Source organism: Pseudonocardia acidicola, from assembly GCF_012911935.1.
Lineage (GTDB): Bacteria > Actinomycetota > Actinomycetes > Mycobacteriales > Pseudonocardiaceae > Pseudonocardia > Pseudonocardia acidicola.
On the sequence record NZ_JAAXLA010000002.1, the window covers coordinates 168,390 to 183,428 of the forward strand.

Annotated in this window: 15 protein-coding genes; 10 read left to right on the forward strand and 5 right to left on the reverse strand. The window is 72.7% G+C overall.

Annotation, left to right across the window (positions count from 1 at the left end; all coding sequences use genetic code 11):
* The first annotated feature begins 78 nt into the window (after positions 1-78).
* Positions 79-1,035 carry an acyl-CoA desaturase gene (locus tag HF526_RS01890; protein ID WP_169379442.1) on the forward strand — a complete coding sequence of 319 codons (957 nt, stop codon included), beginning with the start codon at positions 79-81 and terminating at the stop codon, positions 1,033-1,035.
* A gap of 110 nt (positions 1,036-1,145) precedes the next feature.
* Here the strand turns inward: HF526_RS01890 and HF526_RS01895 are convergent, their stop codons facing one another.
* Positions 1,146-2,000 (reverse strand): lysophospholipid acyltransferase family protein, encoded by an 855-nt coding sequence (locus tag HF526_RS01895; protein ID WP_239028164.1) that lies wholly within the window; start codon positions 1,998-2,000, stop codon positions 1,146-1,148.
* Between the two features lie 220 nt (positions 2,001-2,220).
* Here HF526_RS01895 and HF526_RS01900 point away from each other — a divergent pair, with 220 nt between their 5' ends.
* From HF526_RS01900 to HF526_RS34430, 7 genes are all read left to right on the forward strand, one after another.
* Complete coding sequence (locus HF526_RS01900; protein ID WP_338051228.1) at positions 2,221-2,907, forward strand: alpha/beta fold hydrolase; 687 nt, start codon at positions 2,221-2,223, stop codon at positions 2,905-2,907.
* 37 nt (positions 2,908-2,944) lie between these two features.
* Positions 2,945-4,207 (forward strand): FAD-dependent oxidoreductase, encoded by a 1,263-nt coding sequence (locus tag HF526_RS01905; protein WP_169379444.1) that lies wholly within the window; start codon positions 2,945-2,947, stop codon positions 4,205-4,207.
* Positions 4,208-4,269: 62 nt separating this feature from the next.
* Complete coding sequence (locus tag HF526_RS01910) at positions 4,270-4,998, forward strand: DUF1365 family protein (RefSeq protein WP_169379496.1); 729 nt, start codon at positions 4,270-4,272, stop codon at positions 4,996-4,998.
* A 104-nt stretch (positions 4,999-5,102) separates the two neighbouring features.
* Positions 5,103-6,329 (forward strand): class I SAM-dependent methyltransferase, encoded by a 1,227-nt coding sequence (locus HF526_RS01915; protein WP_338051235.1) that lies wholly within the window; start codon positions 5,103-5,105, stop codon positions 6,327-6,329.
* A 27-nt stretch (positions 6,330-6,356) separates the two neighbouring features.
* Positions 6,357-7,748, forward strand: a complete 1,392-nt coding sequence (locus HF526_RS01920; RefSeq protein WP_169379445.1) for a class I SAM-dependent methyltransferase — start codon at positions 6,357-6,359, stop codon at positions 7,746-7,748.
* 4 nt (positions 7,749-7,752) lie between these two features.
* On the forward strand, positions 7,753-8,589 hold the full coding sequence (locus HF526_RS01925) for a DUF1295 domain-containing protein (protein WP_169379446.1): 837 nt from the start codon (positions 7,753-7,755) through the stop codon (positions 8,587-8,589).
* 194 nt (positions 8,590-8,783) lie between these two features.
* On the forward strand, positions 8,784-8,963 hold the full coding sequence (locus HF526_RS34430; RefSeq protein WP_338051229.1) for a hypothetical protein: 180 nt from the start codon (positions 8,784-8,786) through the stop codon (positions 8,961-8,963).
* A 37-nt stretch (positions 8,964-9,000) separates the two neighbouring features.
* On the opposite strand, the gene HF526_RS01935 is transcribed toward HF526_RS34430, so the two are convergent.
* The 4 genes from HF526_RS01935 to HF526_RS01950 all read right to left on the reverse strand — a co-directional run bounded on the left by HF526_RS01935 (position 9,001) and on the right by HF526_RS01950 (position 12,845).
* Entirely contained in the window at positions 9,001-9,591 is a 591-nt protein-coding gene (locus HF526_RS01935; RefSeq protein WP_169379448.1) for a pyridoxamine 5'-phosphate oxidase family protein, read from the reverse strand.
* Positions 9,592-9,658: 67 nt separating this feature from the next.
* Positions 9,659-10,516 (reverse strand): type I methionyl aminopeptidase, encoded by an 858-nt coding sequence (gene map, locus HF526_RS01940; RefSeq protein ID WP_169379449.1) that lies wholly within the window; start codon positions 10,514-10,516, stop codon positions 9,659-9,661.
* A gap of 70 nt (positions 10,517-10,586) precedes the next feature.
* On the reverse strand, positions 10,587-10,985 hold the full coding sequence (locus HF526_RS01945) for a DUF3054 family protein (RefSeq protein ID WP_169379450.1): 399 nt from the start codon (positions 10,983-10,985) through the stop codon (positions 10,587-10,589).
* 33 nt (positions 10,986-11,018) lie between these two features.
* Entirely contained in the window at positions 11,019-12,845 is a 1,827-nt protein-coding gene (locus HF526_RS01950) for a penicillin-binding transpeptidase domain-containing protein (RefSeq protein ID WP_338051230.1), read from the reverse strand.
* A 312-nt stretch (positions 12,846-13,157) separates the two neighbouring features.
* Here HF526_RS01950 and rfbC point away from each other — a divergent pair, with 312 nt between their 5' ends.
* Both rfbC and HF526_RS01960 read left to right on the forward strand, forming a co-directional pair.
* Positions 13,158-13,706: a dTDP-4-dehydrorhamnose 3,5-epimerase gene (gene rfbC, locus HF526_RS01955; RefSeq protein ID WP_169379451.1), complete on the forward strand. Its 549-nt coding sequence runs from the start codon at positions 13,158-13,160 to the stop codon at positions 13,704-13,706.
* Positions 13,703-14,992: an NAD(P)H-dependent oxidoreductase gene (locus HF526_RS01960; protein ID WP_169379452.1), complete on the forward strand. Its 1,290-nt coding sequence runs from the start codon at positions 13,703-13,705 to the stop codon at positions 14,990-14,992. The genes rfbC and HF526_RS01960 overlap by 4 nt, the downstream gene beginning before the upstream one ends.
* Positions 14,993-15,039 lie beyond the last annotated feature (47 nt).

A 15,039-nucleotide genomic window follows, 5' to 3' on the forward strand; every position in this document is an offset into this window, starting at 1 on the left:
GCTCGGGCACCGAACGCCGCGGTGCCGCGTCGTCGTGACAGAGGATCCCTGCCCGCCCGACCCGTGAGGTGCTCGCCCATGACCGTTGCCGACAGTCCAACGCGGAACGCTCCCGCAGCGCCCTCGCCGGCCAAGCCGATCCTGGACGGGACGCGCGCGCTGCCGCAGCAGATCGGCGTCTACGTCTTCGTCGTCGTCCCGCTGCTGGCCCTGATCGCGGCCGTCCCGTTCGCCTGGGGCTGGGGTCTGACCTGGACCGATGTCGCGATCGCCGCGGTGTTCTATGTGGTCAGTGGACTCGGCATCACGGTCGGATACCACCGCTATTTCACGCACGGCTCGTTCAAGGCCAACCGGCCGCTGCGCATCGCGCTGGCACTCGCGGGCAGCCTCGCCATGCAGGGGCCGGTGATCGACTGGGTGGCCGACCACCGGCGCCATCACGCGTTCTCGGACAAGGAGGGCGACCCGCACTCGCCGTGGCTGTTCGGCACCGGCCCGGGCGCGCTGGTCAAGGGCTTCTGGCACTCACACATGGGCTGGCTGTTCGACCGCGACCAGACCAACGAGAAGCGGTTCACCCCCGATCTGCTCGCCGACCCCGACATCCGCCGGGTCGACAACCTGTTCGGCCTGTGGAGCGTGCTGACGCTGCTGGTCCCGGCGCTGCTGGGCGGGCTGCTGAGCTGGTCGTGGTGGGGTGCGCTGACGGCGTTGTTCTGGGCCGGGCTGGTCCGGGTCGCGCTGCTGCACCACGTGACCTGGTCGATCAACTCGATCTGCCACATGTGGGGCGACCGCCCGTTCGCGGCGCGCGACCGCTCGGCCAACGTGTGGCCGCTGGCGATTGCCTCGTTCGGCGAGTCGTGGCACAACCTGCATCACGCCGACCCGACCTGCGCGCGGCACGGTGTCAAGCGCGGCCAGATCGACATCTCCGCCCGGGTCATCTGGGCCTTCGAGAAGCTCGGCTGGGCGACCTCGGTGCGCTGGCCCACGCAGCGCCGGCTGGACCGGCTGGCCAAGGAGAAGTAGGCGCGCCGTCGTCTGTGCATGATCAGCGGAATCGGGACCATGCGGCCATCGGTGGCCGGAGGGTCCCGCACGCGTCGATCATGCCGCGGCGGCGGGCACGCATCACGGGCTCAGCCGGCCGGGCGCTCCTGGACCTGATCGGCCGCCGGCGCGGGCGGGCCGGACGGCGTGGGCCGCGCGGCGGCCGGGTCGTACGGCTGCGCCGGCGGCTGCTGCCCCCGGATCCCGGCGACCAGGGCGGTGACCTCGTCCATGATCTTCGCGGTGGCACCGTCGAGGTTGGTCCGGGTGCGCGGCTTGCCGGCGAACTCCGAGAGGTCCACCGGCGGCCCGGCGACCAGCGTGACCCGGCGCCGCGGCCACAACCGCGGCTTGCCGTGCGGTGGCAGCACGTCCTGGGTGCCCCAGTTCGCGACCGGGATCACCGGCACCCCGGTGACCATCGCGATCCGGCCGATCCCGTTCTTGGCCTTCATCGGCCATCCGTCGGGGTCGCTGGTGTAGGTCGCCTCCGGGTAGAAGGCCACCACCTCGCCGCGTTCGAGAGCGGCGATCGCCTCGCGGTAGGCGTCACCGGCCCGCGCGGACTCCCGGTAGACCGGGATGTGGCCGCCGCCGGCCAGCACCGAACGCACCACCGGGGTGCTCCACAGGTCGGCCTTCGCCAGGTACCGCGGCATCCGCCCGTGTGAGATCACGAACGCCGTGTCGAAGATCGGGTCCGAGAACGACACGTGGTTGATGGCCAGCAGCGCGCCGCCGGTGCGGGGGATGTGCTCACCACCCCGCCAGCCCAGCCGGGTGAAGGCCATCACGAACGGCCAGATCACCTCGATCGCGAGGCCGAACCAGAAACCCGATCCCCGGCGCCGCCTGCGCAGCGTCAGCACCAGCTTCTGCCAGGTGGTCAACGGCACGTCCGACGTGGACGGACCCATGTACTCCTCCAGCTGAATGCCCGTCATGCGTGATGTCCGAGCGCGATCCTCGCGCACGATCGACGCGCGCATCCCGGCGGACCGCGTGACGAACCGACAGGTGTGACATGGCCCCCACACACGATCCGGCGGGCGGGCTGTGGCAGAACACCTGCTCGCACCGTCCGCAGCCCCGTTCGCGCCCGTGAGGTCAGCCTTGCCCGGCATGCCACATCACTGCCCCGGCCCGCAGCCCCGAATCGAACCCGTGGGCCGCGGGCACCGAGACCCGTCGGCCGTCGTGCTCGTGCTGCACGGCGGCCGGGCCGACAGCCACAGCCCCGCGGGTGGCCGCAAGCGGCTCACCTACCTGCGGATGCTGCCCTTCGCCCGGATGCTGGCGAGCGCCGGGCGGGCAGGGCCGCTGTCGGTCTACATGCTGCGCTACCGCTACCGGGGCTGGAACGGCCCGGACATGGACGCCTTCCGCGACGCGCAGTGGGCGCTCACCGAGCTGGAGCGCCGCCACCCCGGCGTGCCGGTGGTACTGCTCGGGCACTCGATGGGCGGGCGGGCCGCGCTGCGCGCCGCGGGCGCCGCCGCCGTCGTCGCGGTGTGCGCGCTCGCCCCGTGGCTCGACGCCGGCGAACCGGTCGAGCAGCTCGCCGGCCGCACCGTGCTCATCGCGCACGGCGACCGCGAGCGCTGGACCGACCCGCGGGAGTCCTACGCCTACGCGGTGCGCGCCAAGCAGATCACCGACCGGGTCTGCCGCTTCGACGTGTTCGGCGACGGCCACGCGATGCTGCGCCGGGCCGGCGACTGGAGCTCGCTGGTGCGCCGCTTCGTGCTCGGCGAACTGGGCATCGAACCCGAAGACCCCGAGATCTCGAACGCTCTTCGTCAACCCGCCCCGAACGGCTTGCGCGCCGCCCTGTCTGGAGCCGAACGATGACCCTGACCTGCCCGATCCTCACCGCCCGGGGCGACGCGTGAGCCGCCCGACCGCCGCGGTCGTCGGCAGCGGAGTGGCCGGGCTGACCGCCGCGTACCTGCTCCAGCGCCGCTACGACGTCACCCTCTTCGAGGCCGACGACCGGCTCGGCGGCCACGCGCACACCCACGAACTGTCCACCCGCGACGGTGGCACGACCGCCGTCGACAGTGGGTTCATCGTGCACAACGAGCGCACCTACCCGAACCTGTTGCGGCTGTTCGGCGAGCTCGGGGTCGGCACGCAGGACTCCGACATGTCGATGAGCGTGCGCTGCGACGGCTGCGGGCTGGAGTACGCCGGGGCGCGCAAGCTGCCGGGGTTGTTCCCGCAGGCGTCGAACCTCGTCCGGCCGCAGTACCTGCGGATGCTCGCCGAGGTGAACCGGTTCCACCGGCACGCCCGCCGGGTGCTGAGCGAGCCGGACGCCGGCGACGTCACCCTGGGCGCGTTCCTGGCCATCGGCGGCTACTCGCGCTACTTCGTCGACCACTTCATGCTGCCGGTGGTCTCGGCGGTCTGGTCCGCCGGCGCGGCGATCTCGGCCCGGTACCCGGCCCGCTACCTGTTCACCTTCCTCGACCACCACGGCCTGCTGTCCGTCGGCTCGCCGCAGTGGCGCACGGTCACCGGGGGGTCCCGCAGCTATGTCGAGCGGATCGTGAAAGGGCTGACCGCGGTGCGGGTGTCCACCCCGGTCCGCGCGGTCAGCCGCGGCGACGACGGGGCCGAGATCCGCGACGACGCCGACACCGTGCAGCGGTTCGACAAGCTCGTCGTGGCCACCCACCCCGACCAGGCGCTGGCCCTGCTCGCGGACGCCACTGCGGTGGAGAAGACCGTCCTCGGCGCCTTCGAGTACTCCCGCAACGAGACCTGGCTGCACCACGACACCTCGGTGCTGCCGCGGCGGGCGAACGCCCGGGCGTCGTGGAACTACCTCAAGCTCTCCTGCCGCAGCGACTCCGGCGCTCCGGTGCTGGTCAGCTACGACATGAACCGGTTGCAGCGGCTCGCCGAGCCCGAGGACCACGTCGTGACCCTGAACGGGGCCGGCCGCGTCGCACCGGACCGGGTGATCGCGACGATGCACTACGAGCACCCGATCTACACGCCGGAATCGGTCGCAGCCGGACGCCGGCTGCCGGAACTGAACACCGCCGTCACCGCGTTCGCCGGGGCCTACCACGGGTGGGGCTTCCACGAGGACGGGTGCGCGGCCGGGGTCCGGGCCGCGGCCGCGTTGGGGGTGTTGTGGTGACCGCGGCCGCCCCGGTGCACGAGGGTGGCCGCCCCGGGGACCACGCGGGCGCCGAGGACGCGGTGATCGTCCCGGCGCTGTACGACGCCGAGGTCCGCCACGTGCGGCGCCACGCGATGCACCGCTCGTTCACCCACGGCATCTACCTGTGGTTGGTCGACCTCGACGACCTGCCGCGGCTCCCCCCCGGGCTGCGGCCGTTCGCCCGGTTCTGCGCACGCGACCACCTCGGCGACCCGGCCCGCACGATCCGGGAGAACCTCGACGCCTACCTCGCAGCCCAGGGCGTCGACCTGCGCGGCGGCCGGGTGCTCATGCTGGCCAACGCTCGCTCGCTCGGCTACGTGTTCAACCCGATCACCGTCTACTGGTGCCACCGGCCCGACGGCGCCCTGGAGTGCGTGGTGGCGGAGGTGCACAACACCTACGGCGAGCGGCACTGCTACCTGCTGCGCACCGACGAGGCCGGCCGCACCGAGACCGAGAAGACCTTCTACGTCTCGCCGTTCCTGTCCGTGGACGGGCACTACCAGATGCTGCTGCGCACCCCCGGAGACCGCCTCGCGCTGGCGATCACGTTGCGCCAGAAGGGGTCCACGGCCCTAACCGCCATCGTCGTCGGCACCCGCAGGCGCGCCACCCCCGGCGCGCTGGCCCGGATGCTGGTGCGGCGGCCCCTGATCACCTACCGGACCTCGGCGCTGATCCGCCGCCACGGCATCGCGCTGTGGCTGCGGCGGCTGCCCGTCGTTCCCCGGCCCACGCACACACCGCACGAGGAGGTCCAGTGACCATTCAGCCGACTCAGCCGACAGCGGAGCCCGAGACCGCCACGCCGGTCGCAGCGGCGGCGGCACCACCGGTGCGGGCCGCCGTGACGCCCACGAACCGGCTCGTGCCGCGGCCCAACGAGGGCATCTGGCCGGGCCTGGCCACGCCGCCGCACTCCCCGGCGCGGGCCCGGATCGCCGAGGTGCTGTTCCGGCGCGCGGTCCGGACGCTGAACGTGCAGGTGGTCTTCCCCGGCGGGGAGCGCATCGGCGCCGGCGGCCCGGACTCCCCGGTGATGCGGATCGTCCGGCCGCAGGCCTTCTTCCACCGGCTGGGGGCGAACTCGAAGATCGGGTTCGGTGAGGCCTACATGGTCGGCGACTGGACCAGCACCCGGCCCGCCGACCTGCTGACCCCGTTCGCGGCCACGCTCTCCACGCTGATCCCGCCCGCGCTGCAGCGGCTGGGCCGCCGCTACGTCGAGGCACGCCAGCCCACCGAGGAGATCAACACCGTCGAGGGCTCGCGGGAGAACATCCATCGCCACTACGACCTGTCCAACGAGCTGTTCGCGACATTCCTCGACGAGACGATGTCGTACTCCGCGGCCTGGTTCGCCGACGGCAGCGACGACCTCGCCGACGCCCAGCGCCGCAAGATCGACGGCATCCTGGACATGGCCCACGTGCGGGCCGGGCAGCACATCCTGGAGATCGGCACGGGCTGGGGCGGGCTGGCGATCCGCGCCGCGCAGCGCGGCGCCCGGGTGACCACGCTGACCATCTCCGCCGAGCAGGCCAAGCTCGCCGAGCAGCGGCTCGCGGCGGCGGGCGTGGCCGACCGGGTGCAGGTGCTGCTGCGCGACTACCGCGAGGCGCAGGGCAGCTACGACGCCGTCGTCAGCGTGGAGATGGTGGAGGCGGTCGGCGCGCAGTACTGGCCGACGTACTTCGCCGCGCTGGACCGGCTGCTCAAGCCGGGCGGCCGGGTCGGCCTGCAGGCGATCACCATGCCGCACGACCGGATGATGGCCGCGCGCGGCGACTACACGTGGATCCACAAGTACGTCTTCCCGGGCGGGCTCATCCCGTCGGTCGAGGCCATCGAACGGAACCTGGCCGACCACACCACGCTGCACGTCGCCGAGCGCCGCAGCCTCGGCTACGACTACGCGCGCACGCTGGCGCACTGGCGGCGGAACTTCCAGTCCCGCTGGGAGACGGTCGCCCGCCTCGGGTTCGACGAGACCTTCCGCCGACTGTGGGATTTCTATCTGGCCTACTGCGAGGCCGGGTTCCGGGTCGGCTACCTGGACGTCTTCCAGTTCTCCCTGCAGCGCCGTCCGTACTAGCCCGACCCGATCCCCCAGGAGAAGCCTGTGCCCACCCCTGTCGCCCCCCAGCTCGCGGAGCTGATCGAACGCATCATCGGCGCGCCGCTGCCGATCCGGATCCGCGCCTGGGACGGCAGCGAGTCCGGCCCCGCGCACGACCCGAGAGCCCCGATCGCGATCATCCGGCACCGCCGGGCGCTGCGCCGGCTGCTGTGGAACCCGGGCGAGCTCGGCCTCGCCAGGGCCTTCGTCGCCGGGGAGCTGGACGTCGACGGCGACATCGCCGACGGGTTGTCGCGGTTCTGGAAGCTGGCGAAGACCACCGACCTCGGCGCGGTGCGGCTGTCCACAGCGGACAGGATCGAGGCCGCGAAGATCGGTCTGCGGCTCGGGGCGCTCGGCCCGCGCCCGAAGCCACCGGCCTCGGAGGCACGGCTGTCCGGCGGGCTGCACACCCACCGCCGCGACCGCGCCGCCATCGCCCACCATTACGACCTGAGCAACGACTTCTACGAGTTCCTGCTGGACCCGCGGATGTCCTACTCCTGCGGCTACTGGACACAGCAGGCGGGTCCGGCCTACGGCCTGGCCGACGCCCAGCGCGACAAGCTCGACCTGATCTGCCGCAAGCTCGGCCTGCGGCCCGGGATGCGGCTGCTCGACGTGGGCTGCGGCTGGGCATCGCTGCCGATCCATGCCGCGCAGCACTACGGCGTCACCGCGGTCGGCGTGACGCTCTCGGCGCAGCAGCGCGCGTTCGGCACCGCGCGGGTCGCCGAGCTGGGCCTGCAGGACCAGGTCGAGATCCGGCTGCAGGACTACCGGGAGATTCCCGACCAGCCCTTCGACGCGATCGCCACGATCGAGATGGGCGAGCACGTCGGCGAGGGCAACTACTCCGCCTACGCCGCGCAGTTGCACCGGCTGCTGCGCCCGCACGGCCGGCTGCTGCTGCAGCAGATGTCGCGCGGCGCGGCCGGGACGAACACCGCGCCCGGCGGCGGCGCGTTCATGGAGAGCTACGTCGCCCCGGACATGTTCATGCGCCCGCTCGGCTCGACGATCAACGTCCTGGAGCAGGCCGGGCTCGAGGTCGTCGACGTGCACTCGCTGCGCGAGCACTACGTGTGGACGGTCCGTCCCTGGCTGGACACGTTGCAGCAGCACAAGGCCGAGGCGATCCGGCTCATCGGCGAGGAGCAGTACCGGGTCTGGCTGCTCTACCTCGCGGGTGCGGCGCTGGCCTTCGAGGAGAACCGGATGGGCGTGCACCAGATCCTGCTGGCGCGCCCCGACGCCGAGGGCCGATCCGGGCTGCCGCGCAGCCGTCGCGACACCCTCGGCGCCGACCCTGCCGAGGACCGTGCCGCCGCGGCTCCGGTCGCCGTGGCGCGCAACGGTTCGCCGCGCGAGGTCGTGCCGGGTCGGACACGATGAGACCATGACCGGTTTCCCCTGGCCGGCTGCGTGGGCCAATCTCTGGGTCAGCGCCGTCGTCGTCCTCGTGCTGATGCTCGTCGCGCTGGTCGTCGCGGTCGTTGTCCGCGGCGGCCGGCACGACGGCGTCGACGTGGTGTGGGGCCTGGGTTTCGCCCTGATCGCGGTGACCACACTGCTGCTGTCCGCGGGCCAGGGTGACACCTGGCGCCGCTGGCTGATCACCGCGCTGACGGTGATCTGGGGGCTGCGGCTGGCGTGGCACATCCAGCGGCGCAACCGCGGCAAGGACGAGGACCCGCGCTATGTCCGGATGCTGGCCGCGGCGCCCGGCAACCCGACGGCGTACGCCTTCCGGAAGATCTACCTGACCCAGGGCGTGATCATGTGGCTCGTGTCGCTACCGGTGCAGCTGGGCCAGTACGGGCTCGGCGACACGCTTCTCGGCGGCACCGGGATCGCCGCGATCCCGGGTGTGCTGCTGTGGGCGGTCGGGTTCGTCTTCGAGACCGTCGGCGACGCGCAGCTCACCCGGTTCCGCAACGATCCGGCCACCGAGGGCGAGGTCATGGACCGCGGGTTGTGGCGCTACACCCGCCACCCCAACTACTTCGGCGACGCCTGCGTCTGGTGGGGACTGACGCTCCTCGCGTTCCACCACCTGCCGGGGCTGGCCGGGATCGTCTCGGCGGCCGTGATGACGTTCCTGCTGGCGAAGGGCACCGGGGCCGCGTTGCTGGAGTCCTCGATCGGCGAGCGGCGGCCCGGCTACGCCGCCTACGTCAAGCGCACCAGCGGCTTCATCCCGCTGCCACCGAAGAAGCGCGCCGAGGCCCGGTGAACCGCCGGAGCGTGCGGCGCGAACACCGGACGGGCGTGCGGCCACGCGCGCGGATCACGGAGAGGATTGCCGGTGAACCCCGGCGACCAGGTCAGCGACTTCGCGCTGACGGACGAGACACCGTCACCAGGCAGAGCATCTTCGCCACCTCGCATTCACTGGGCTACCCGCTGCTGTCCGACGAGGACGGCGCGGTGGCCAGAGAGATGGGCGCCTGGCGCTGGTGGCTGCCCGGCGGCCTGCACACCCGCCGGCGCACCTACGTGATCGGCCAGGACCGGCGGATCATCGCGGAGATCGCCGGCGAGTCCACGTTCGACCTGCACGCCGACGAAGCGCTGGCGGCGCTCAAGAAGCACCAGGCGGCCGCGTGAGCGTGCGCCGCCTCGCCGAGGTCCTCGGCGCGCCCGCTCAGTCCTGAACCGCGGCGGTCCGGACGTCTGCCGGCACCCCCGGCAGGCCGTCCAGGCTGGTCGCGTTCTTCTTGGCGTGGTAGGCGTCGAGCATCTCCGGGGTCTTACCGACGGCCCAGGTGTCGAGCAGGTCGCGCTCGGCGCGCAGGTCCATCATCGGCACCGCGAACCCGCACGAGTCGGCCACCCGCGCGACGTCGACGGTGACCACCGAGCGGGTCTGGACCCGGCGGCTGCTGCCGGCCTGCCCGAAGGGCTCCAGCGCGGCGTCGAAACCCGGTTCCCCGTTGATCACCACCCGGCCGGTGCCGTGCAGCCGGACGACGGTGGGCGGGCCGTCGAACGCGCAGAACATCACGCAGATCCGCCCGTTCTCGCGCAGGTGGGCGAGCGTCTCGACGCCGCTGCCGGTGAGGTCGATGTAGGAGAACGTCAGCCTGTCGAGCACCCGGAACGTGCCGGTCGTACCCTTCGGCGAGACGTTGACCAGCCCGTCGGCGGCCAGCGGAGCGGTGGCCACGAAGAACATCGGCTGCGCCTCGATCCACGCCGCGAGCTTCGGGCTGATGTCGTCGTAGACCTTCGCCATCACCGCAGCGTACGGACGACGGGCCCCGCGCGGGAGTCCATGCAGGCGGATCCCGCCCCGGACCGGCTCAGGGCAGCGTCAGGATCTCCACGCCGTCGGCGGTGACCACCACGGTGTGCTCGAACTGCGCGGTGCGCAGCCGGTCCTTGGTGACGACGGTCCAGTCGTCGTCCCAGATGTCGTAGTCGACGGTGCCGAGAGTGATCATCGGCTCGATGGTGAACGTCATCCCCGGCTCGAGGACGGTGTGCACGTCGGGCTGGTCGTAGTGCAGCACCACGAGGCCACTGTGGAACGCGCGGCCGATGCCGTGCCCGGTGAAGTCGCGGACCACGCCGTAGCCGAAGCGCTTCGCGTAGGACTCGATGACACGCCCGACGACGTTGAGCTCGCGGCCCGGACGCACCGCCTTGATCGCGCGCATCGTGGCCTCGTGGGTGCGCTCGACGAGCAGCCGGTCCTCCTCGGACACGTCGCCGGCGAGGAAGGTGGCGTTGGTGTCACCGTGCACGCCGCCGATGTAGGCCGTGACGTCGATGTTGACGATGTCGCCGTCCTGGATCACGGTCGAGTCCGGGATGCCGTGGCAGATGACCTCGTTGAGGCTGGTGCAGCACGACTTCGGAAAGCCCCGGTAGCCCAGCGTGGACGGGTAGGCGTCGTGGTCGACCAGGTAGTCGTGCACGACCCGGTCGATCTCGTCGGTGGTGACGCCGGGCGCGACCGCGGCACCGCCGGCCTGCAGCGCCTGCGCGGCGATCTTCCCGGCCACCCGCATCGCCTCGATGGTCTCGGGCGTCTGCACCCACGGGTCGGTGTTCTTCGCCGGCGCCTTCTTGCCGACGTACTCCGGGCGGGGGATGTGCGCCGGGACCGGGCGGATCGGGGTCTGCGTGCCGGGGGTGAGCAACGTGCGGGCGGGCATCCTTGCAGTGTAGTTCCGCCCGGCCACCGAGGCCGCGCCGCGGCTGTGACCTGCCTCGGAACGCTGCTGCTCAGCCCAGGGCGCGGTGCTTGCGACGGATCCACAGCCGGGAGACCAGGTGGGCCAGGCCGCGCCAGCCCAGCAGCAGCACCGCCAGCGAGACGACCGTGACCACCGCGAAGCTCAGCGGCAGCCGGCCGGTGAACGCGGCGCGCAGCAGCAGGCCGAGCACCGCACCGCCGGCGAGCGCCGCCCCGCCCGCCTTCAGGCCCGTCGGGTGTGCCCGCACCCAGGGCGTCGCCCAGACGACGGCGAGGCCGCCGAGGAACGGGCTCGCCGTGGCGAGCAGGCCGAGCAGGTCGTCGGCCTCGGCGTGGCTGGCCCGCCCGATGGCCGCGAACACCACGACGGCGACGACGTCGGCCGCGAGCGCGAGCAGCGGAATCCGGTTGGGCTGTCCCTGAGGCACCCGGCCAGGGTAAGCGCTGCGGCGACCGCGGGGTCAGCCGGTGGCGGCCAGGAAGCGTTGGGCCGCGTCGACCGCGGGCTCGGACGAGCCGCCGTCCACCACCAGGACGGCGAACGCGACGTCGCCGCGGTAGCCGACGAACCAGCCGTGTGCGCGCCCGCCGGCGCCGGTGAACTCCGCGGTGCCGGTCTTGCCGTACACCTCACCGAGCCCGGCCAACCGGGTCGCGGTGCCCTCGGTGACCACCTGACGCATCATCGACCGCACCTGTTCGAGCGCGGCCGGGGCGGGCCCGGTGGCGGGCTGCAGCACCTCGGTGGGGCGGCCGCGGATGAGCTGCGGCACGACGGATGCGCCGTGCGCGACGGTGGCCGCGACCAGCGCCATCCCCAGCGGGCTGGCCAGCACCTGGCCCTGGCCGAAGCCGTCCTCGGCCCGCTGCACCTGGTCGGGCGCCGGGGGCACCGAGCCGGTGACGGTGGTCAGCGCGGGGACCCGGTAGTCGGCGCCGAGCCCGAGCGCCAGCGCGGCACGCGGCAGTGCGTCGGGGCCCAGTTGTGCCGCGAGCTGTGCGAACGTGGTGTTGCAGGACCGGGCGAAGGCGCGGCCGAGCGGGACGGTGCCGAGGTCGAAACCCTCGAAGTTGGGGATCAGCCGGCCGCCGATCACCGTGGTGCCCGGGCACCCGACCGGCGAGCCCGCGGCCAGCCCGCCCTCCTCGACGGCCGCCGCCGCGGTGACGATCTTGAACGTGGAGCCGGGTGGGAAGCGGCCGGTGAGCGCCAACGGCCCGGCGGCGTCCGCCGAACCGTTCTGCGCCACGGCCAGCAGATCGCCGGTGGACGGCTGTACCGCCACCAGCACGGCCTGCTGCGAGATCCGCTCGACGGCGTCCTCGGCGGCGGCCTGCAGGGTGCGGTCCAACCCGAGGACCACGGTGCCGCCCGGTGTCGGCGGCTGCTCGATCAGCGTGCGCACGGTCCCGCCGGTGGCGTCGACGACCCGTACCGACCAGCCGGCGACCCCGTCCACCTGCGGGGCGACCTCGGTACGCACCCCGGGCAGGACCTGGCGGGCGAACGCGGCGTCGGGAGCGAGCAGCCGCGACGAGGTGGTGAACCGGACCCCGGGCAGGTCGTAGATGGCAGCGCGGACGCCCTGGTAGTCGGTGTCACGCAGCACGACCACCGAGTAGGCCTGCCCGTCGGGGGTGCGGGCGGCGCCGTCGGTGATCGTCCGGGTGGTGATCGCCGGATCGATCGGGGACAGCGCGCGGGCCAGCGCGCCGGCCACCGCCGGCAGGTCGCCGGCGGCCCGCCGGTCCAACAGCACGTTGACCACGGTGGTGGCGGCGAGCAGCGGCACCCCGTTGCGGTCGACGACGGGGGCGGGCTCGGGCGCGTCGGTGCCCAGCGCGAGCCGCTGGCGGGCGGCCACCTGCGGGTGCACCACGGTCGACGCCCAGTGCACCCGCCAGCCCCTCTCCGTCTGCGGCGCCGGGTGCAGCTCGAGCTCGCCGAGGTAGTTCCAGTGCCGGCCGGCGCCCAGGTCCCAGCTCAGGTCCGCCGACGCCGTCGCGTGGTCGGCCGCGGTCCGGACCTGGCCGAGCTCGGCGGTCAGCCTCGCCGGGGTGAGCGCCTGGCGGACCGCGGCGAGCAACTCCCCCGCGGCGGACGGATCGTCGGTGAGTGCGGCCGCCGCCGCGTCGTCACCGCGGGCCCAGGCGGCGAGGAAATCCTCGGCGGCCCGCTGCGGCCCGCCACCCCGGAAGAGCCCGCAGCCCGCCGCCACGGCGAGCAGCAGGAGGGTCACGAGTACCACGGCGGTCCGGACGGTCGGGCGGCGGGCGGACACGGGCACCCGCCGAGTATGCCCAGCCGGCACCCGCCGCCGCGCCCTGCGGACGGGCGCGTCGGGGTGGTGCACGCGGGTGGGTTCACGGCCGCCGTGCCAGCTGAGCACCAACTCCCCGCCCGGGCGCAGGACCCGGCGCAGCGCCGCCGCTCATCCGGAGCATCAGACGCCCGCCGAGCCGGCCGAGCGGCCCGCTGGACAGCCCGGCGAAGGCGTTGGGCGGGCGTCCGCGCTGCTGGGGCCCACCGGACGGCGCTCTACCATGCCTGCGGCGAGATCACGAGACAAGTCCGACGGAAGAGGACGAGAACCCTCCCGATGCAGATTCACAGCACGCCCCTGGCCGGATCGGCCCTGATCGACCTGAAGCGGCTGGAGGACGACCGGGGGTTCTTCGCCCGATCGTTCTGCCGTCAGGAGTTCATCGACGCCGGCCTCGAACCGCTGGTCGAGCAGGCCAACATCTCCTTCAACTACGCGAAGGGGACGCTGCGCGGTTTCCACTACCAGCTGGAGCCGAACGCCGAGACCAAGCTGATCCGCTGCTACCGCGGCGCGATCTACGACGTCATCGTGGACCTGCGGCCGGAGTCGCCGACGTACCTGCAGCACTTCGGCGCCGAACTGACCGACGACAACCGCACCGCGATGTTCGTGCCGCGCGACTTCGCGCACGCGTACCTCACGCTCACCGACAACGCCGAGGTGATGTACCAGGTCAGCACCGCCTACACACCGGGCGCCGAGCGCGGGCTGCGCTGGAACGACCCCGAGCTGGGCGTGCAGTGGCCGGCCGAGGTCACCACGGTCTCGGAGAAGGACGCGGCCTGGCCGCTGCTGTCCGAGGTGTCGGTGGCGGACCGATGATCATCCTGGACACCGCGCTGCGCAGGCGCGAGGCCGAGAACCGCCCGATCCGCGTCGGCATGATCGGTGCCGGGTTCATGGGCCGCGGGCTGGCCAACCAGATCGTCAGCTCGGTGCCGGGGATGGCGCTCGTCGCCGTCGCGAACCGCACGCTCGCCAACGCGCAGCGCGCCTACACCGACGCCGGCGTCGAGCCCGTCGTCGTGGAGACCGCCGCCCGGCTGGACGTCGCCATCGAGGCGGGCACGCCCGCCGTTCTGCAGGACGCGTTCGAGCTGCTGCGCGCGGTCCACCTCGACTGCGTCGTCGACGTCACCGGCGCGGTCGAGTTCGGTGCCCGGATCACCCTCGCGGCCATCGAGCGCGGACTGCCGGTGGTCACGATGAACGCCGAACTCGACGGCACCGTCGGGCCGCTGCTCGCGCACCGCGCCCGCCAGGCCGGGGTCGTGCTCACCGGCGCGGACGGCGACCAGCCCGGCGTGCAGGGCAACCTGCTGCGCTTCGTGCAGGGCATCGGCGTCACCCCGCTGGTGGCCGGCAACATCAAGGGCCTGCAGGACCCCTACCGCAACCCGACCACGCAGAAGGGTTTCGCGGAGCGCTGGGGCCAGGACCCGTACATGGTCACCAGCTTCGCCGACGGCACGAAGATCTCCTTCGAGCAGGCCATCGTGGCGAACGCGTTCGGGCTGACCGTCCCGAAGCGGGCCATGAACGGCTGGGACCACGACGGGCACGTCGACGAGCTGACCGGCCGCTTCGACATCGACGAGCTGCGCGAGCTCGGCGGCATCGTCGACTACGTGGTGGGCGCCAAGCCCGGCCCCGGCGTGTACGTGCTGGGCACCCACGACGACCCGAAGCAACGGCACTACCTGGAGCTCTACAAGCTGGGCAAGGGCCCGCTGTACAGCTTCTACACGCCGTACCACCTGTGCCACTTCGAGGTGCCGAACACGCTCGTGCGCGCGGTCGACTTCGCCGACGCCGCGCTGGCTCCGCCGGCCGGCCCGCGCGTCGACGTCGTCGCGACGGCCAAGCGGGACCTCACTGCGGGCCAGACCCTCGACGGCCTCGGCGGTTACGACACCTACGGCCAGGCCGAGTCCACCCCGGTCACCCGGGCCGAGGGGCTGCTGCCGATGGGCGTCGCGGAAGGCTGCACCCTGGTCCGCGACGTGCCCAAGGACGCGGTGCTCACCTACGCCGACGTGACGCTCCCGCCCGGCCGGTTGATCGACCAGCTCCGCGAGGAGCAGGAGAAGCTCTTCGGCGCCGCCTGACCCCGCCCGCCGTGTCACGAACGGCACTTTCGTTCAATAGGTTTGAA